This is a genomic window from Mycobacterium celatum (genome assembly GCF_002101595.1).
Classification (GTDB): Bacteria; Actinomycetota; Actinomycetes; order Mycobacteriales; family Mycobacteriaceae; genus Mycobacterium; species Mycobacterium celatum.
In genome coordinates this window covers 83614-102259 of record NZ_LQOM01000033.1, presented here as the reverse complement: position 1 = coordinate 102259, position 18646 = coordinate 83614, and the positions used below count along the sequence as shown (strand labels likewise).

The window sequence follows — 18646 nt, the reverse complement described above, 5'->3', positions numbered from 1 at the left end:
GCCGCGATCAATGCGATTCTGCGTCTGCTCGCGCCACCTCGGCGAGCACTTCGGCGGTGTCGGCGCCCAGTTGCGGGGCTGGGCCGGCGACTCGGCCGGGGGTGCGCGAAAACCAGGTCGGCACACCGGGAAAACGCACCGGGCCGTGCGGCGTGTCGACCGTCTCGAAGAATCCGGCGGCGTTGAGGTGCGGGTTGTCGAACAGGTCGGCGGGCGTGCCCAGCGGTGCCGCGGGTATTTCCAGTTCGCGGAACAGCTTCAGCCACTCTTCGGTCGTGCGCTCCGCGAGCGTCTCGGCGAGCAGTGCGTAGACGGCGTCGATCTGGCGGGCCCGCTGCTCCAGCGTCGCGTAGCAGGAGTGGGCCCAGGCCGGTCGCACCGCGTCGATGAACGCCGACCAATGCTTGTCGTTGTAGATCAGCGCCGCGATATAACCGTCGCTGGTGCGATACGGCCGGCGGTTGGGCGCCACCGTGCGCGGATAGACCGCCGGCCCGAGCGGCGGGTCGAACATCGCGCCGTTGGCATGCTCGACCAGCATGAACGACGCCATGGTCTCGAACATGGCGACCTCGACCTCTTGGCCCTCACCGGTGCGTTCGCGGTGAAACAGCGCCATCATCGTCGCGTAGAGCGCGGTCAGGCCGGCGACCTTGTCCGCCATGATCGTTCCGACGTAGCTGGCCTCACCGGTGAGTTGTTCCTGGACCGCCGGCAGCCCGCACTCCGCCTGAATCGTGTCGTCGTAGGCGGGCAGGTCCCGGTCAGGCCCGCGACGGCCGTAGCCGTAGCAGTTGGTGTAGACGATGCCGGGGTTGATCGCGGCGACGTCGTCGTAGCCGAATCCCAGCCGGGCGATCGCCTTGGCCCGCATCGAGTGGATGAACACGTCGGCGGTTTCGATTAACGACCGCAGTGCGGCCTTGCCGCCCTCGGAGCGCAGGTCGAGGACTACGCTGCGCTTGCCGCGGTTCACGTTGACGAACACGCCGCTCATCGACGGCTCGGGGCCCACCGAGATGTAGCGGGTGTTGTCGCCTTCGGGCGGTTCGACTTTGATGACGTCGGCGCCCATGTCGGCCATGATCTGGGTGCAGTACGGCCCCATCACCATTGCGGTGAGATCGACCACCCGCACCCCGGCCAGCGGTCCGGCGCTAGCCATGCCGCACCCCGCGGGCCATCTCGAAGCTGTAGCGCAGATGGTCGGCGTGGCCGTCGGGCACGACGGGAAACACCAATGGCGCGTTGGCATCCCGGATGGCATCCAGCTGTTCGGCCACCTGCTCGATCGACCACGACGGGCGGTACACGCCCGGTGTTTCGGCGACAACTGCTCCCGCCACCCGGCCGGCGACCGAGATCAGCATCTCGCCGGTGATCGGGCAAGATTCGTGCGCGAGCAGACCCACCACCGGCGCCACCAGCTCGGGCCCCATCGCCGGATACGCCGAAACATCCAGGCCCTCGGCCATTCTGGTGACTGCCGACGGAACGACGACGTTGCATTTCACGTTGGCGGCGGCGCCTTCCAGCGCCGCAACATTGGACAGCCCGATGACGCCCGCCTTGGCGGCGGCGTAATTGGCCACGTCGTGATTGCCGTACAGGCCGCCGATCGACGACGTCAACACGATGCGCCCGTAGCCGGCGTCACGCATCAGCGGAAACGCCGGCCGCACCACGTGAAAGGCGCCGCGCAGGTGGACATCCAGCACAGCGTCGAAGTCCTCGTAGGACATCTCCGCCAACGGTGCTCGACGAACAGTGCCGGCGTTGTGGATGAGAATGTCGACGCGGCCGTAATGCTGCTGCGCCGCTTCGATGATCGCCTTGCCACCGGCGGGCGTCGCCACGGATTCGGTGCACGCGACGGCATCCCAGCCCGCCGCCCGGATTTCGCCGGCCACACTGTCGGCAGGGCGGGGGTCGACACCGTCGCCGGCCAGGCCGGCGCCGGTGTCGTTGACGACGACCTTGGCGCCGCGAGACGCCAGCAACAGGGCGTAGGCCCGCCCCAGTCCCCGGCCTCCGCCGGTGATGACGGCGACCCGATTGTCGAATCTCAGTTCAGCCATTCATATTCCCAGCACCAGGCCCTCGAGGTCGCCCTTTGCGCGCCACTGCGCCAGCAGGTCGCCGAAGGCATAGAAACCCGGACCGTACGGCTCGCCCAGATGGGACCGGATGCCTTCGCCACCACCGCCGCCTTCGTTGTTGTAGTAGCCGGGCGTGCATTGCGCGTCGAACGCCGAATTGTCGACAGCGGTCTCGCGAATCGTCTTGCACCACGCGTCCTGCGCCTCCCGGCTCGGTTCGACGGTCGTCGCGCCGCGGGCCAGCGCCTCGGCGATGATGTAGGCGATGTGCTCGCCCTGCAGCTCGTAGTTGGCGGCGATGTTGGCCGAGATGCCCACTTGGGTGAAGCCGGTGAAGAACTGGTTCGGAAAGCCCACGCTGGTCATCCCGTGCAGCGTCTTGTACCCGTCACGCCAGTAGTCGAACAGCGACAGGCCGTCGCGGCCTTCGATGGTGTCGATCGAGTAGCGGCGGCTGATCTCGGTGGTGATCTCGAAGCCGCTGGCGTAGATGATGCAATCCACTTCGTACTCGACGCCGTTGGCGACGATCCCCTTCTCGGTGATCCGTTCCACCCCCTTGGACGACGACACGTCGACCAGTGTCACGTTGGGCCGGTTGAAGGTCGACAGGTATTCATCGTTGGAAAGCGGTCTCTTGCAGAGGAATCGGTAGTAGGGCTTGAGCGCTTCGGCGGTCTGCGGATCCTCGACAATGGCGTCGATGCGGCGGCGCAGCCGCTCCATCACCTTGTAGTCTTCTTCTTCCCGGATCGCCATGAACTGCTCGGGCGTCAGCGACGCGGGATCTTCCAGCGCAAGCACTCGCGCCGCGGTATTGCGGCCGAGCTCGGTCCAGAAGTCGCAGACCAGATCCGGCTGGCCCAGCGCCATGCCCTCGAACGTCCACGCGTGAAAGTTGCGTTGCCGCTCCTTCTGCCAGCCCGGCTTCAGCGACTTCACCCATTCGGGATCGGTCGGCGCGTTGTTGCGCACATCCACCGACGACGGTGTGCGCTGAAACACGTAGAGGTGCTTGGCATCACGGCCCAGGTAGGGCACGATCTGGATCGCCGTGGCCCCCGTGCCGATGACGGCCACACGCTTGTCGGCCAGCTTGCGCAGCCCGCCGGTGGTGTCCCCGCCGGTGTAGTTGTAGTCCCACCGCGACGAGTGGAAGCTGTGGCCCTTGAAGTCCTTGATTCCCGGGATGCCGGGCAGCTTCGGGCGGTGAAAGGGTCCCGAGGCCATCACGACGAACCGCGCGCGGATGTCGTCGTCGCGGTTGGTGGTGATCCGCCAGCGCTTGATCTCCTCGTCCCAGCGCAGCGTGCGCACCTGGGTGGAGAAGATCGCGGAGTCGTAGAGGCCGAAATGCTTTCCGATCCGCCGGCAGTGCTCGTAGATCTCGGCGCCGTCGGCGAACTTCTTCGTCGGCATATAGTCGAGCTCTTCGAGCATCGGTATGTAGCAGTACGATTCGTTGTCGCACTGGATGCCCGGATAGCGGTTCCAGTACCACACCCCGCCGAAGTCTCCACCCAGCTCGATGATCCGGACATCGTCGACGCCGGCCTTCTTCAAATGGGCGGCCGACAGCAACCCGCCGAAACCCCCGCCCAGTACCGCGACGTCGATGTCCGCGCAGATCGGGTCGCGGGGCGCCACCGGTGTGTACGGATCGGTTTCGTAGTAGCCCGCGAAGTCGTCCTCGAGGGCGATGTACTGCTTGGAACCCTCCGGGCGGAGCCGTTTTTCGCGCTCTTGCCGGTATTTTTCCCGCAGCGCGGGGATGTCGACGTCGTCCGGCGTCTGTGTCGGCTCGCAGGTCGAGTGGGTCACGCAAGTTCCTTCGGTTCGCCGGTCCCCATGTATTTCGACAGCTGGTAGTGCAGGTTGACGGTGCTGCGTTCGCGGTACGGGTTGGGCTTGGTGCCAGGAAAACCGAGGGATTTCATGCCCTGCTGCACCGCGGCCATGTTGGAGAAGTCCTGCGGCAGGACGGACAGCCAGTTCCTGTCACCCACCGGTGTGTGGACCCACTCCGTCTGCGGCTCTTGGCCTTTGGGGAAGAGCTCGAAGACCGCGACCTCGAAGATGCACTTGTTGGGGTCGTAGCTCGGGTCGGGCCGGGCGCTGTAGCACAGCGCGCTGGTCAGGCCCTGCCCGATCTGGAAGTTCGGGAAGATCTGCCACGCGGTTCCGCTCTGCCCCAGCACGTCGGGCGGGATCGTCGGCCAGATCACGCCGCGGGCGGCGTCGTCGCGGCGTGCCGAGGACAGCCAGTGTTCGAGGACCTTGTCGGCCGGGGTGCCCTCGGGTAGTTCGTCGACCAGCCGCAGCGCGGCGTTCACCAGGGTCTGGGTGGTGGTGGCGTTGGTTTCCTGCAGCGTGTAGAGCTGCATCTCCGCTGTAGACACCCGCGGGTCGGTGCCGGTCCCCAGCCGGACCTTGGACTTGGTGGCCTCGAGTTCGTCGGGCGCGTCGTAGCCGATGTTGCTGTGCTTGCCCTGCGCCTTGGCCCAGCCCTTGAATTCGCCGAACTTGTTGAACTCCGGATGTGTCGTCGCGACGTGGTAGGTCTCGTTGAAGGCCTCCATCGCGACCTTCCAGTTGCAGTCGAAGTGCAGCCACCGCCGCCACTTGTAGCGCATGTTCTCCAGGCCGAACGGGTCGAGGATTTTCGCGGCCGGATGCAGGTAGTCCATCAGCGGCTCGCACTCGGGATCCATGTTGACCCACAGCCAGCCGCCCCAGGTGTCGACCTTCACGCTTGCCAGGTGGGTGTTCTCGGCGGTCAGCGCGCCCTGCCAGTCGGGCTGCTCGCGGATATAGGTGCACGCGCCGTCCAATCCGTATGTCCAGCCGTGGAATCCGCACACGAACGACTTTTTCGCCCGCCCGCACGCGTTCTTGGCGCCGGCCGGGGTGTCGATGAGCCGGCGGCCGCGGTGCATGCACACGTTGTGGTGGGCCTTGAACTCGTCGGGCCCGGTGCGGACGACGATGATCGAGTCGTCGAGGATGTCGTAGGTGAGGTAGCTGCCCACCTCCGGGAGCTCTTCGACCCGGCCCACCTGCTGCCACACTTTTCGCCATAGCTTGTCGCGCTCGGCGCGGGCATAGCTTTCGGAGATGTAGGCGTCGACCCCGATTGTCATCGGTGCGGATAACTCGTCGCTGTTAGCGCTCATCGCCTCCTCCTGAATCCGTGTCGTCCCAACGTTTTATGGCCGCGCGGAAGGTTTCGTCCTTGAGAAACAGTGAGGTGTTGTCCGCGTCGAGGTGGCTCCATTTCAGGCTCAGCCCGCCGTCGACGAGCAGCGTCTGCCCGGTGATGTAGCTGGACAGATCCGACAGCAGGAACAGGATGGCGCCGGCCTGTTCTTCGGGCCGGCCGCGGCGGCCCATCGCGATTGCCCGGCGATCGCGTTCGGGATCTTCGTCGACGTAGGTGTGCGATGCCGCCGTCTCGGTGACCCCCGGCGCTATCGCGTTGACCCGGATATTGTCGGCGGCCAGTTCGAGCGCCATGGTGCGGGTCATCGCCGTCACCGCCGCCTTGGCGGTTCCGTAGGCGATGTGGAACGGCGCGGTGTTCATTCCGCTGATGGAGGCGATCGAGACAATCGAGCCGGGCTTGCCGTGTTTCTTCAGTTCCGCGGCGACGGCCCGGCTCATGAAGAACGCGGTTTCGAGGTTGGCGGTGAACAACTCTCGCCAGTCGCTGCGGCTCACCCGCGTCGAGGGCATCCAGGTCGACGGGTCGGCGCCGCCGGCGACGTTGACCAAGCCGTACAGGTCACCCGCGGTGGCGCGGGTCTGCTCGATCACGGCGCCGATGCCCTCGTCGGTCGACGCGTCGGCGGCGACGGGGATGACCGACAACCCCTGCTGCGCCAACGGCGCAACGTGTTCGTCGAGGTTCTCCTTGGATCGGCTCACCGCGATGACGGTGGCTCCCGCCTCGGCCGCCATACGGGTCACCATCGTCCCGATGCCGCCGCCGCCCGCGCCGGACACCACCACGATGCGGCCGTCGAGTTTCAGGAGATCGTCCATGACCTAGCCAGCCGGGGCGGGCGCGTAGCCGAGAATCGACTTGGTTTCCAGGTATTCGTGGAAACCCGGCTCGCCCCACTCGCGTCCGTTGCCGCTGCGCTTGTACCCGCCGAACCCGGCGTGGAAGTCGAATCCGTCGTTGATCACCACCCAGCCCGACCGCAGCCGGCGGGCAAGCGCCCGGGCCTTGTCGAGATCGGTGGCCGCGACGTAACCGGCCAGACCGTAGTCGGTGTCGTTGGCGATTTCGACGGCCTCCTCCAGGCTGTCGTAGCCCAGGATGCACAGCACCGGGCCGAATATCTCTTCGCGGGCGATCGTCATGTCGTTGGTGACGTCGGCGAAGACGGTGGGCTTGACGTAGTAGCCGGTTTGCAGCCCGTCGGGCCGTCCGGTGCCGCCGGTGACCAGCCTGGCGCCCTCGTCGATTCCTTTCTGGATCAGCGACTGGATCTTCTCGAATTGCGCTCCGGAGACCACCGGGCCGAGTGCGACGTCGGTGGTAGGATCGCCGACCGTGAGCTTTTCGGTTGCGTCTCGGGCGATTTCGGCGGCTTCCGCCATCCGGGCGGTGGGCACGAGCATGCGTGACGGGGCGCTGCAGGATTGGCCGGAGTTGCTCATCATGTTGGCCACGCCCGCACTGACGTGATCGGCGAAGGCCGCGTCGTCGAGGATGATGTTGGGGCCCTTGCCGCCCAGCTCCTGAGTTACCCGCTTGACCGTCGGCGCTGCGTTTCTGGCGATTTCGACGCCGGCCCGGGTGGAGCCGGTGAACGAGATCATGTCCACGTCAGGGTGACTCGCCAGTGCGACGCCGACAGTCGGGCCGTCGCCGTGCACAAGGTTGAACACACCGGCCGGAACGCCAGCGGCATGCAGGATCTCGGCGAAGATGTGCGCCGAGAGCGGCGCGATCTCCGACGGCTTGAGCACCGTCGTGCACCCGGCCGCCAGTGCCGGAAAGACCTTCACGGCAACCTGATTCATCGGCCAGTTCCACGGCGTGATCAGCCCGCAGACCCCGATCGGCTCGCGCACCACCAGCGTCGCGCCCCGCTGCTCTGAGAATGCGAATGATTTCAACACTTCGATGGCGGTGCTGACATGGCCGAGCCCCAGCCCGACCTGCGGGCCGGCGGCCAGCGCGGCCGGCGCGCCCATCTCTTCGGTGATCGCCGCGGCGAGGTCACCGGCGCGCTTCTGGTATTCGGTCAGGATTCGTTGCAGGACGTCGAGCCGTTCCTCCCGGGTGGTCTGCGACCAGGCGGGAAAGGCCTTCCTGGCGGCCGCGACCGCCCGGTCGACGTCGGCGGGTGAGCCGACCGCGACCTTTCCGCACACCTGCTCGGTCGCCGGGTTTTCGACGTCCACGGTCTTCGGCTCGGCGGGCTTGCACCACCCGCCGTCGATGTAGAACTCGAGGCATTCACGCATCACTGGGTCCCTTCGGCATACCAGGTCCGGAACTCGTCGTAGCTGGGCATCTCCTCAGAATTCACCTTCGGATCGATGGGCACATGGATGACGCCGACCTTGCCGCTGGCGTAGGCGCGTTCGATCGCGGGCCCGATGTCCTCACCACGCTCCACGTATTCGCCGTGACACCCGAAACCTTCGGCGATCTTGTCGAACCGCACGTCTTTGCTCCAGTGCACGCCGGTCTCCAACGACCCCTGACCGAAGGTCCGCTTGTACACACCCACCTCCAGGCCCCACTGGTAGTCGACGCCCACCACGCACACCAGCGGCAGGCAAAGGCGCGCAGCGGTTTCCAGCTCCGCGATGTGAAACATGAACGAAGAGTCGCTGGTGAGCAGCATCACCGGCCGGTTGCGGCCGTCGGCGACCGACGCGCCGACGGCGTAGGGCAGCCCCGTTCCGATGTGACCGAAGTTCTGGTTCCAGATGACGTCGTGCGGCTTGGCCTGCGAGTAAGTCCATTGGAAGATGACGGTCGCGCCGCCGTCGCGGACGAGAATGCCGTCGGCGGGAAACGCTTTCGTCGCCTCCACCACGAAACGCGCTGTGTGCACCGGTGTTTGCGCCGGCGCGGTTTCGGCGAGCTCGGCGATCCGCGCCGCATCGCGGCTCACCCAGCCGTCGAGATCCGGGGACGCCGGCCGCGGCGAATCCTTGAGCGCCTCCACGAGCTGGGGAACGATCGCGCGCAGATCCCCGACCAGCGGCGCGTCGATCGGTCGGTTGACGCCGATCGCTTTGGGGTCGAGCTCCACGCAGATCCACTTGCGGTTGGCGTCGTTGGCGGACCAGTGCCGTCCCTTGCCGTAGTGCACCGGCTCGCCGAGCTCGGTGCCGATCGCGATGCACAGATCGGAGGCCACCACCGCCTCGACGGCCGAGGGCGAAAAGCCGTACGGGAACGTGCGATCCTCGATGCCCTTGATGAACGCCGTGCCGCCCGACGTCTGGATCACCGGGCAGTTCACCAGCTTTGCGAGCGCCTCGACCGATTCACCGGCCCGCGCGCACTGCACCGCGTGCCCGACCAGAAGAATCGGCCGGTCGGCCTTCCGGATCAGCTCCACAGCCTTGTCGACCATCTGCGCGCTGGCGCCCTGATTGACCACGCGGTAGGCCTGCGGCGGCAACGGCGCGGGCACGTCGAGTTCTTGCTGGATCACATGCGCCGGATACTCGATGTAGGCCGGTCCCGGCGTGCCCGTCTGCGCGCTGCGCAGCGCTTCTCGCACGATCTCGTCGGACTGGTCCGCGTATTCGATGCTGGCGGCATATTTCACCGACGGCGCGAGCAGCGGTATCTGCGACACGAACTGAATCCGGCCACGGCGCACCCGCTGCTCGGTGATCCGGGCCCGCTGCCCGCCCAGGAAAATGACCGGGGAATTCTCGACTTTCGCGCACATCATGGCCCCGGCCAGATTGGCCAGACCCGGCCCGAGCGTGCCGATACACAACCCCGGCTTGCCGGTCATGCGCCACACCGCGTCGGCCATGAACCCCGCACACTCTTCGTGATGCGGCGCAACGACATCCCAGCCGCGCTGCTCCGCGGCATGGAACAGGTGCACGAAATTCGGGTCGGGGATGCCGAAGAGGGTTTTGATGCCCTCTGCTTCGAAGAGGTCCAGGATGCGCTCGTACACCTTCACGGCCATGTCAAACCTCTCCGGCGCGCACGGCCGCCGTCACCTGCGGTAATCAATTGTCTGGACAAGTATTCGTTCTCTCCGCTGCCACCTGAAGAATATGGTTCTACAGTATGCAGAACATAATTCACCAGGGCTGCTGCGGGGTCAAGACTGGGCGTTCTCGTCGGCCGGGTCAAACGGACGACGTCGCGCAGCACCGGGTCCGTCATCGAAAGGCGGCTATTGTATGGACCAACTCTGGTTGCTAGCGTTCTGTCGCCGACCTGATCAATGGGAGACCATCGCCGATGTCGCAGGATGACGGCCGCTACCCGGCCGGGACTGCGCCGCAGCTCGCCGAGGGCTGGCGGCTGGAACGACTCACGCCGCCAAGCCGGCTGTTCGGCGCCAACGGGCTGCGCACCGGACCGGACGGCCGGATCTACATCGCGCAGGTCACCGGCAGCCAGATCAGCGCGCTCGACCTCGGTAGCGGCCGGCTGGAAACCGTCAGCGCCAAAGGCGGCGACATCGTCGCACCCGACGACGTGGCGTTCGACCCGCGCGGCAATCTCTACGCCACCGAGGTGATGGACGGGCGGGTCAGCGTCCGAAACCCCAACGGCGACACCCGGATTCTGCGCGACGACATCCCGAGCGCCAACGGCATCACGCTTCACGGCGGCCGGTTGTTCGTCGGCGAATGCCGGGACGGCGGGCGGCTTCTCGAACTCGACCTGAACGGCGGCGCGCCGCGGGTGCTTTTGGAGAACATCCCGTCACCGAACGCGATGGAGGTCGGCCCCGACGGGTTGCTGTACTTCCCGGTGATGGGCGCCAACGAGATCTGGCGGATCGACCTCGACGGCGGTGAGCCGCAGCGTGTCGCGGCCGGTCTCGGTGTTCCCGACTCGGTGAAATTCGACGCTGCGGGTCGCATCGTCTCCACCCAGGTGCACAGCGGCCAGGTATTGCGGATCGACCCCCGGCGCGGCGAGCAGACGGTTCTGGCGGACCTCAACCCCGGCCTGGACAACGTCACCCTCGTTGGTGATCGGATATTCGTCTCGAACTTCACCGGCGAGATCACCGAAATCTCCGACGACGGGGCGACGCACACGGTGTTGCCGGGCGGGCTGAACTGGCCGCTGGATCTGGCCGTCGGCGCGGACGGCAACCTCTATATCGCCGACGGCACTTACTTTTACGTGCTGCGTCCGGGCGGCGCTTTGCAGACGGTGGGCATGCTGTTCAGCCCCGGCTACCCGGGCTTCCTGCGCGGCCTGGCGCCGACGGGTGCGGGCGAGTTCGTCGTCACCACGTCGGGCGGCCAGGTGTCGCGGTACCGCCACGCCGACAGCGAAAGCACCGTGCTGGCCGACGGTTTCGACCAGCTGTACGGCGTGGCGGTGGCCGGCGACGCCGTCGTGGTCGCCGAATTGGGAACGGGCCGGGTGCTGTCAGTCCGGGCGGGGCAGGTCGAGGTGCTCGCCGCCGGGCTCCAGGATCCCGTGGGTGTGGCGATTGCCCCCGACGGGGGTTGTCTGGTCTCCGAGGCGGGCGCCGGCCGGGTGCTCAAGGTGAGTGGGTCGCGCACCGAGACGGTGCTCGACGGTTTGCGCCGGCCGCAAGGGATCCTGGTGCGCGGCCGGCAGTTATATGTGGTCGACGCCGACGCCAAGGAGCTGGTCGAGTTCGATCTCGCGGACCGGACCCGTCGCACCATCGCCGCCGACCTGCCGGTCGGCGCCCCGCCCGGGGTGGTGCCCAAACCGCTGAAGGGCATGCCGCCGTTCTCCGGGCCGCAAGGCCCGTTCGCGGGTGTGGCCGCCGGGCCTGACGGCACCCTGTATGTGTCGGCCGACGGCGACGGCAGCGTGCTGGCGTTTCGCCGGGATAGTCGCCATGGCTGACGCCCGCTACCTCCAGGTCGCCCGAACCCTGCGGAAAGAGATCGTGGACGGCGTGTATCCGGTGGGATCCCAGCTGCCCACCGAACACCAACTGTGCGAACGGTTTTCGGTCAGCCGGTACACCATTCGCGAAGCGCTACGACGGCTCCGCGACGACAACCTCGTCGCGTCACGACCGCGGGCCGGCACGCTAGTGGTGCCGCGGCCGTCGTCGGATTCGTATGTGCAGGACGTCGTCTCGATCAACGATCTGCTTGCTTTTGCGACCGGCGCGCAATTCGCGATCGAGTCCACCAAGATGGTGGTGATCGACGACGAACTGGCCGCCCGCACCGGGCTGGCCGTTGGCGAGGAATGGTTGGCGGTGCTCGGTTTTCGGCGCATCGAGGGCGCGGAGTTTCCGGTATGCCGGACCGAGTACTACATCAACCGGGCGTTCGCCGCGGTCGGCAGGCTATTGCAACGTCATACCGGGCCGATCTTCCCGCTGATCGAAGATCTCTTCGGCCTCAGCATTGTCGAGGTTCGCCAGGAGATCGCCGCGGTGCTGATCTCGGCGGACCTGGCCGGTGCACTCGCCGTCGGCGTCGGATCACCGGCGCTGGAAGTGCGCCGCACCTACACCACATCCGAGAGGGAAGTCGCCCAGGTCACCATCAACACACATCCTGCCTCGCGGTTCCGGCACTCGATGACGATGCGCCGGGTGCGCGGCTGACTTCGGCTGGGACACAGATGAACACGAGGCTGATCGGAGGACGACGGATCCGCTGGGACGACGCGCGCGCCGCCGACGCCTACGCCCGCGGCTGGTGGGTCCGGTCCACTCTGGCCAACTCGCTGGCCGCCGCGGCGCGCCGCACCCCGGACCGGACGGCGGTGGTCGACGGCGAACACCGGCTGGACTGCCGCAGCCTCTACGAGCAGGCGACAGAGCTGGCGCAGGCGATGCTGGCCCAGATGCCGGCCGGCAGTGTGGTGTCGTTCATGCTGCCCAACTGGCATGAGGCCGTGGTGATCTACCTGGCGGCAACGCTGGCCGGGATGGTGGTGAACCCCATCCTACCGTCACTGCGGGACCGCGAGCTGTCATTCATCCTGCAGGACGCCGGCAGCCGAATGGTTTTCGTGCCCTCGGTTTTCGGTCGGCATGACTACGCGGCGATGCTGGATCGGGTGACCGCTGCCTTGGATTCGCCGCCTGAGGTTGTGGTGGTGCGCGACGGCGGTTCGTTGTTTGACGAACGGGCGTCTTCGGTCGAGTTGCCGGCGCTGGACCCGGACGCGGTACGGATGCTGCTCTACACCTCGGGGACCACCGGCCGGCCTAAAGGCGTTCTGCACAGCCATAACTCGATCCATGCCTTGATCCGCCAGATCCACGACTACTGGCAGGTGCAGCCCGGCGACACGTTCCTGGTCCCGTCACCGATCGCGCACATCGGCGGCTCGATCTACGCGTTCGAATGCCCGCTGCTACTGGGCACCACCGCCGTGCTCATGGAGCGTTGGGACGCCGACGAGGCTGTTCGGCTCATGCAGACCGAACGCTGCACGCACATCGCCGGGGCAACACCGTTCCTGGAGCAGATGCTTGCGGCCGCCCGACGCGCCGGCACCCGGCTGCCGGAATTGAAGTTATTCGTCTGCGGCGGCGCGTCGGTATCGCCGTCGTTGATCCATACCGCCGCCGGGTATTTCGAGCGGGCGACCGTCACCCGGGTGTACGGCTCGACCGAAGTGCCGGTCACGACGGTCGGGTCACTGCAGGACGTCGACCACGCCGCCGATACCGACGGCCGCGCCGGATTCGCCGAGATCAAACTGGACCGCGGCGAAATCTGTGCGCGCGGGCCACAGATGCTGGTCGGCTATCTGCATCCCGAGGACGAGACCGGGGCATTCGATGACGACGGCTACTTCCGCACCGGCGACCTCGGACGCTGGGTCGACGGCGACTACCTGGTGGTCACCGGGCGGGCCAAGGACATCATCATCCGCAACGGGGAAAACATCGCGCCCAAGGAGATCGAGGACATCCTCGCCGGCCACCCCGGGATCGCGGACGTCGCCGTCGTCGGCCTGCCCGACACCCGAACCGGCGAACGGGCATGTGCCGTCATCGTCCCCACCGAGCCGCCCGGCCCCGACGTCGCGAGCCTGCGCAGCTTTCTGGACGAGCACGGTGTGGCACGGTTCAAAGCGCCGGAGCAAGTGGCGATCTGGGTGGAGCTACCACGAAACGACGCCGGCAAAGTGTTGAAGCATCAGATCAAGGCGGCGCTGATGGAGACGGGCGAGTGAGATGCAGGTAGCGATCATAACCGGAGCGACGGGCGGTATCGGGTTCGGATGCGCGACCAAGCTGGCCGAGTCGGGCATGGCGGTGCTGGCGACGGGCCGAAATGAGGCCAAGCTCGCCGAATTGGCTGCGGCCATCGGCGATCCGGGCCGAGTGGCCACCGTGGCCGTCGATCTGACCTCTGATGATGCGCCGCGGCGGATCGTGGATGCCGCCGTCGACCGCTGGGGCCGCATCGACTTTTTGGTCAACAACGCCGGGGTGGGCAGCCCTACGCCATTACACGAAACCGACGACGCGACACTGGATTACTTCCTCGGCGTGATGCTGCGGGCGCCGTTCCGGCTGGCGCGGGACGTGCTGCCGCACATGCCGCCGGGGTCGGCGATTATCAACATCACGTCGACGTTCGCGGTCGTGGGCGGCCTTCGGGGAGGTGCGTACTCGGCCGCCAAGGGCGGGCTGACGGCGCTGACCACCCACATCGCCTGCCAGTACGGGTCGCAGGGAATCCGTTGCAACGCAGTCGCGCCCGGCGTGATCCAGACGCCGATGACCGAACACAGGCTGGCTGACGAACGGTTCCGCCGGATGAACGTCGGCATGACGCCGCACCAGCGGCTGGGCACGGTCGACGACGTCGCGAGCACCGTCGCGTTCTTGTGCTCGTCCGGCGGCAGTTTCATCAACGGCCAGACCATCGTGGTCGACGGCGGATGGAGCTCGACGAAATACCTGTCGGACGTTTGACATAGGGCCGCTTGTTGAACCTCTTCACGATCCTCGACCAGACCGCGACCCGCTTCGGAGACCGCGGCGCCGTGTATCACGGAGAGCACCGGGTCTGTACCTGGCATGAGCTGCGGGAGCGCGTGTTACGGCTGGCGGGCTTCCTCCGGGAGCAGTACCCGCTGGGCGCACGCATCGCGATTACCAGCGAGAACCGCCCGGAGATCGTCGAACTGCTCTTCGCGATCTGGGCAGCCGAGTGTGTGGCCGTCCCGATCAACTACAAGCTGCATCCGTTCGAGATGACGCAGATCCTCGCGGACGCCAGCATCTCATGCGTCTTTGCGTCGCCGACGATCGCAGCCGAACTGACTTGCGGTGTGCCGTTGGAAATCCTTGGAACAGCGGCTTATTCACGGCTATTTGCCGGGCCGCTCGCCGACGTTCCTTGCACCGATCCGTCCATGCTGGCGTGGCTGTTCTATACCAGCGGCACGACCGGCCGGGCGAAGGGGGCCATGCTGAGCCATCGCAGCCTGATGGCGATGACGATCGCGCACCTTGCCGATATCGACGCACCCGACGAGCACTGCAGTTTCGTACATGCTGCGCCGATGTCGCACGGCTCGGGCCTCTACATCCCGGCCTACGTGCTGCGCGGAGCGCGCCAAGTGGTGACGGCCGGAAGCGGATTCGACGCGGACGAATTCCTCGACCTGTGTGATCACCATCCCGGCTGCAGCACGTTTCTCGCCCCGACGATGGTGCAGCGCTTGGTCGACACGGGCCGCGCGTGCCCGCGCGAGCTGCGAACGATCGTCTACGGCGGCGGCCCGATGTACGTGGAGACCATCAAGAAGGCGTTCGCGGCGTTCGGTCCGATCTTCGCGCAGATCTATGGCCAGGGTGAGGCGCCGATGACCATCACCGGCCTGCGCCGCGCCGATCACGAGGATGCCGACGATTCGGTGCTGGGGTCGGTCGGCTACCCGCGGTCGGGCGTGCAAGTCGCGGTGCTGCGCGCCGACGGCGCACCGGCGGCGGTCGGCGAAATCGGTGAGATCGCCTGCCGCGGTGACGTTGTCATGTCCGGCTACTGGAACGAGCCCGATGCTACCGCCCAGACGCTGCAGGACGGGTGGCTGCACACCGGAGATCTGGGTTCCTTCGACGCGCGCGGCTACTTGACGCTGCGCGACCGTTCCAAGGATGTCGTGATCAGCGGCGGCAGCAACATCTATCCGCGCGAAGTGGAGGAGGCGCTGCTGGCACACCCGGGTGTGTCGGAGGCCTGCGTCGTAGGACAACCCGACGCGGAGTGGGGTGAGGTCGTGGTCGCGTTCGTCGTGGGTTCGGCCGGCGCCGACGAGCTCGATGCGCACCTGCTACAGCGCATCGCCCGATTCAAACGCCCTAAGCGGTATCTGTTTGTGGACCGGCTGCCGAAGAACAGCTACGGCAAGGTGTTAAAGCGAGAGCTCCGGCAACAGCTGGCTTGATGCGCGAGCAGACTTTGCGTCTGCTCGGCGTCTGTCCGGCTCAAGTTTTGATCACCGCGCGATTTAGCAGTGCCATCGCCGAGTCTGACGCACACACTGCATTTCGTAGCACCAGCGACCATGCACCGTTGCGAAAGAGACCTATGACATCGACGACGACCGGTGACGACGAGCGCCTGACAAGCGATGCGCCTGCAATCGACGTATCAATCCAGCAGCCTACGAGACCCCTCCGCACGACCGCGACCAGCGACTTGAGCGAGCAGATCCCGCTTCGCGACTCGTTACTGGTGGCGGTGACCGCGGGCCTCGGCTACGGCTTCGATGCTTACGCGGTGAACATCTACGGGCTGGTTCTTCCGCTGATCGCCGTGAGCTTTGCAGTCGACCTCACCACACTGGGCTTCATCGGCTCGATTTTCCTCGTCGGTTACATGGTCGGGACGATCGGCTTCGGTATCGCAGCAGACCGCTGGGGCCGCAAGGACACCCTCGGCGTGTCGATCCTCCTTTACGGGGCCACCACATCCCTTGGCGGACTGACAGCCAACATTCCGCTATTCGCTGCGCTGCGGTTTCTCACCGGTGTGGGCGGTGCCGGTGAACTGGCGGTAGGCGCGCCGTACACCTGCGAGATGTTTCCGCCGCGGTACCGCGCAATCGGCGTCGGCGGAATCATGTTCTCGCTCTTCTCATTCGGCTACATCCTCGCCGGGTTGGCTGCCCTCTACATCGCACCACGCTTCGGGTGGCAATGGACCTTCATCATCGCGATCGTCCCTGCAATAGGAGTCTTCGCAATGCGCCGCCTTGTTCAGGAGTCGGTCCGATACGCCATCCAGAAGGCGGACGAGAAAATCCGGGCTGCCCAGCAACTGGAGCAGTCGCTTTCCCCGGGCTCCCCGGATCGGATCTGGCGAATACCGGTTGTACGCAAGCGGATTGGCATCGGCTGGTTGTTGTACACGGCCAACGCAGCCGGCTACTGGGGGCTGAGCGTCTTTCTCACCACATTCATGGTGAAAAAGTTCGGCGTCTCGCCGGCTACCGCAATCGGTTACGCGATCAGTTTCTATGTGGCCCAGTTCTTTTTCTCCTACCTGGGCACGGGTCTATCGGATTGGCGCGGACGTCGGCCCGCTGGGATGGCGGGCGCGGTGCTGATGATTGCCACCACTATCGTGGCTACGACGGTGTCATCGCTCGGCCTCTTCTTGGTGTTCGGTGCGCTGATGATGGCGTTGCTCGGCTGGCTGTGGGGCGTCGGTGACACCTACATCAGCGAACTGTTTCCGACGCGGATCCGGGGGACGGGCTTCGGGCTGGCCGTCGGTGGTGGGCGATTCGCGGCCATCTTTGCCCCGTTGCTGGTGGGTGCCGGCATCACGGCTTTCGGTCCCACGATTCCATTCCTGGCGAGCGCTGGCCTCTGGCTGCTGACCATCATCGGCTACCTGCTCGGGCCGGAGACTTCCCGTAAGTCTATCGAGCAGATCGAGGCCGAATTCGAGGCCCAGAGCAAAAATTGATGGTTTTGCGACGTGTCACGCTCGTGACTCAAACCGGTTGCGGATACCCGCCAGCATCGCGATATGCGCGTCGACGGCTTCGCGTGTGGTCATCGGGGCCAGCGGACGGGGCGCCGCAATCCGTAGTCGCTCGACGACTCGGGTACCGGCGTCGATCGGCTCGAAACTCACTGTCCCACCGAGCCGCACTCCCGGGAATTGGTGGGCCTCCGTGGTCACGTCGCCGTGTGCCGGCACGTGCAGCCGCGCCCGATAGCTCACCCGCAGGTTCAGGCTTCCGAACGGAATCCGGTCGGTCACGCGATACGCCTGCTGGTACCCGTCCGCTGTTTCGGTGCGCGACAGCGTGCGAACCGAAACGACCAGCGGATGAACGGCTTTGATGTTGTCCAGATCCACGTAGAAGTCGCGCACGTCCTCCGGCGACGCCGGCACCTCTTCGGTCAGTGTCCGCTCCGCATGGGTGACCCACCAGCTCACGGTGAGCCAACCTACCGCTGCGCTGTCGCTTGCGTGACGTGGTCGGCGATGTACTCGTACATCGCCGCGGTGACGTCGGTCGAATCACCGAGAATGTTGTAGCCGTGGTCGACGCCGGTCACGTCGTGGTACTCGACCAGCGATCCCGCGGCTTGCAGTTTGCGCGCGTAGCGGGCGGCTTCGTCGCGCAGCCGGTCGAGTTCTGCGGTCACGACGAGCACGGGCGCGATACCGCCGATGTACTCGGCGTTCGCGCCCCAGGCCGGTGATGCAAGGCGATCGCGCCGCGGACCGGGTCGGGGATGTAGGCGGTGTCGAGAATGTCACCCATCCACGGCTTGAACACGGCCTTGCGGCCCGCCGGTGTGCACTTGTGTTTGGCCCGGGTTACGAGGTCGAGCGGCGCGTAGTGCAGGACTTGCAGTTCGAGCTGCGGCCCACCGCTTTCCAGAGCGAGGCGAGCGGCTGCCGCGGACAGATTGCCGCCGGCGCTCTGACCGCCGATACAGACGCGGGTGTTGTCCCAATGCCGGTCGGGTGATGCCACCCACGCCAGCACGTCGTAGATCTGCTCGACCGCAACGGGAAAGCGATGCCGCGGTGCCAGCGCGTAATCCGGATTGACCACAACGACTTTCGCATGTGCCGCCAGGTAGCGACACCACGGATCGTCCTGCTCGGGACGCCCGACGACGAATTCGCCGCCGTGCACGTTCAGATATACCGGCGGCCGGTTTTCCGCATCGGGTGGGTGGTAGATCGTCGCCGGCACTTGGCCGTGCCGGGTAGGAATCATCGTGGTGCGGGTACGACCGGGGATCTCGGCAAATTGCAGCTGCCGAGCCGGTGTGGTGCCACCGGCCGGGACGGCGAACAGCCGCGCCAACGGGTCTGCGATGAAGGGCAGCGAGAGAATTGGCATGGCGCAGTGTTGCGTGCTG

Annotated in this window: 14 protein-coding genes and 1 pseudogene; 6 read left to right on the top strand and 9 right to left on the bottom strand. The window is 66.2% G+C overall.

Translation table 11 applies throughout. The features are described from left to right. Positions 1-7: 7 nt before the first annotated feature. Genes AWB95_RS15100 through AWB95_RS15070 form a run of 7 tightly spaced genes read right to left on the bottom strand, consistent with a single transcriptional unit; the run spans position 8 to position 9280 of the window. Entirely contained in the window at positions 8-1165 is a 1158-nt protein-coding gene (locus tag AWB95_RS15100) for a CaiB/BaiF CoA transferase family protein (protein WP_062540644.1), read from the bottom strand. After that, the gene (locus AWB95_RS15095; protein WP_062540643.1) at positions 1158-2078 is read right to left on the bottom strand and encodes an SDR family NAD(P)-dependent oxidoreductase; all 921 of its coding nucleotides are present in this window, start codon (positions 2076-2078) and stop codon (positions 1158-1160) included. Before AWB95_RS15095 ends, AWB95_RS15100 begins: the two co-directional genes overlap by 8 nt. Beyond that, a complete protein-coding gene (locus AWB95_RS15090) occupies positions 2079-3920 on the bottom strand; it encodes a flavin-containing monooxygenase (RefSeq protein ID WP_062540642.1) in 1842 nt (613 codons plus the stop codon). Further along, positions 3917-5272 carry an aromatic ring-hydroxylating oxygenase subunit alpha gene (locus AWB95_RS15085; RefSeq protein WP_062540641.1) on the bottom strand — a complete coding sequence of 452 codons (1356 nt, stop codon included), beginning with the start codon at positions 5270-5272 and terminating at the stop codon, positions 3917-3919. Before AWB95_RS15085 ends, AWB95_RS15090 begins: the two co-directional genes overlap by 4 nt. Further along, positions 5262-6140, bottom strand: a complete 879-nt coding sequence (locus tag AWB95_RS15080; protein WP_062540640.1) for an SDR family NAD(P)-dependent oxidoreductase — start codon at positions 6138-6140, stop codon at positions 5262-5264. Before AWB95_RS15080 ends, AWB95_RS15085 begins: the two co-directional genes overlap by 11 nt. 3 nt (positions 6141-6143) lie before the next feature. Then, the gene (locus AWB95_RS15075) at positions 6144-7577 is read right to left on the bottom strand and encodes an aldehyde dehydrogenase family protein (RefSeq protein ID WP_062540647.1); all 1434 of its coding nucleotides are present in this window, start codon (positions 7575-7577) and stop codon (positions 6144-6146) included. Beyond that, positions 7577-9280, bottom strand: coding sequence for a thiamine pyrophosphate-binding protein (locus tag AWB95_RS15070; RefSeq protein WP_062540639.1), 1704 nt, complete (start codon positions 9278-9280; stop codon positions 7577-7579). The genes AWB95_RS15075 and AWB95_RS15070 overlap by 1 nt, the downstream gene beginning before the upstream one ends. A gap of 281 nt (positions 9281-9561) precedes the next feature. On the opposite strand from AWB95_RS15070, the gene AWB95_RS15065 reads away from it, so the two are divergent. From AWB95_RS15065 to AWB95_RS15040, 6 genes are all read left to right on the top strand, one after another. Continuing rightward, positions 9562-11166 (top strand): SMP-30/gluconolactonase/LRE family protein, encoded by a 1605-nt coding sequence (locus AWB95_RS15065; RefSeq protein WP_085168362.1) that lies wholly within the window; start codon positions 9562-9564, stop codon positions 11164-11166. Then, positions 11159-11884 carry a GntR family transcriptional regulator gene (locus AWB95_RS15060; protein WP_180275997.1) on the top strand — a complete coding sequence of 242 codons (726 nt, stop codon included), beginning with the start codon at positions 11159-11161 and terminating at the stop codon, positions 11882-11884. Before AWB95_RS15065 ends, AWB95_RS15060 begins: the two co-directional genes overlap by 8 nt. Before the next feature lie 17 nt (positions 11885-11901). Continuing rightward, complete coding sequence (locus tag AWB95_RS15055) at positions 11902-13470, top strand: AMP-binding protein (RefSeq protein WP_062540638.1); 1569 nt, start codon at positions 11902-11904, stop codon at positions 13468-13470. Between the two features lies 1 nt (position 13471). Then, positions 13472-14218, top strand: coding sequence for an SDR family NAD(P)-dependent oxidoreductase (locus tag AWB95_RS15050; RefSeq protein WP_062540637.1), 747 nt, complete (start codon positions 13472-13474; stop codon positions 14216-14218). Between the two features lie 14 nt (positions 14219-14232). Then, positions 14233-15696 carry an AMP-binding protein gene (locus AWB95_RS15045; protein ID WP_062540646.1) on the top strand — a complete coding sequence of 488 codons (1464 nt, stop codon included), beginning with the start codon at positions 14233-14235 and terminating at the stop codon, positions 15694-15696. A 266-nt stretch (positions 15697-15962) separates the two neighbouring features. Continuing rightward, positions 15963-17225, top strand: coding sequence for an MFS transporter (locus AWB95_RS15040; RefSeq protein ID WP_062540645.1), 1263 nt, complete (start codon positions 15963-15965; stop codon positions 17223-17225). 15 nt (positions 17226-17240) lie between these two features. Here the strand turns inward: AWB95_RS15040 and AWB95_RS15035 are convergent, their stop codons facing one another. Together AWB95_RS15035 and AWB95_RS15030 are read right to left on the bottom strand one after the other, a co-directional pair. Then, on the bottom strand, positions 17241-17705 hold the full coding sequence (locus tag AWB95_RS15035; protein WP_062540636.1) for an SRPBCC family protein: 465 nt from the start codon (positions 17703-17705) through the stop codon (positions 17241-17243). Between the two features lie 11 nt (positions 17706-17716). Continuing rightward, a pseudogene (locus tag AWB95_RS15030) lies at positions 17717-18540 on the bottom strand (alpha/beta hydrolase). Positions 18541-18646: the final 106 nt, after the last annotated feature.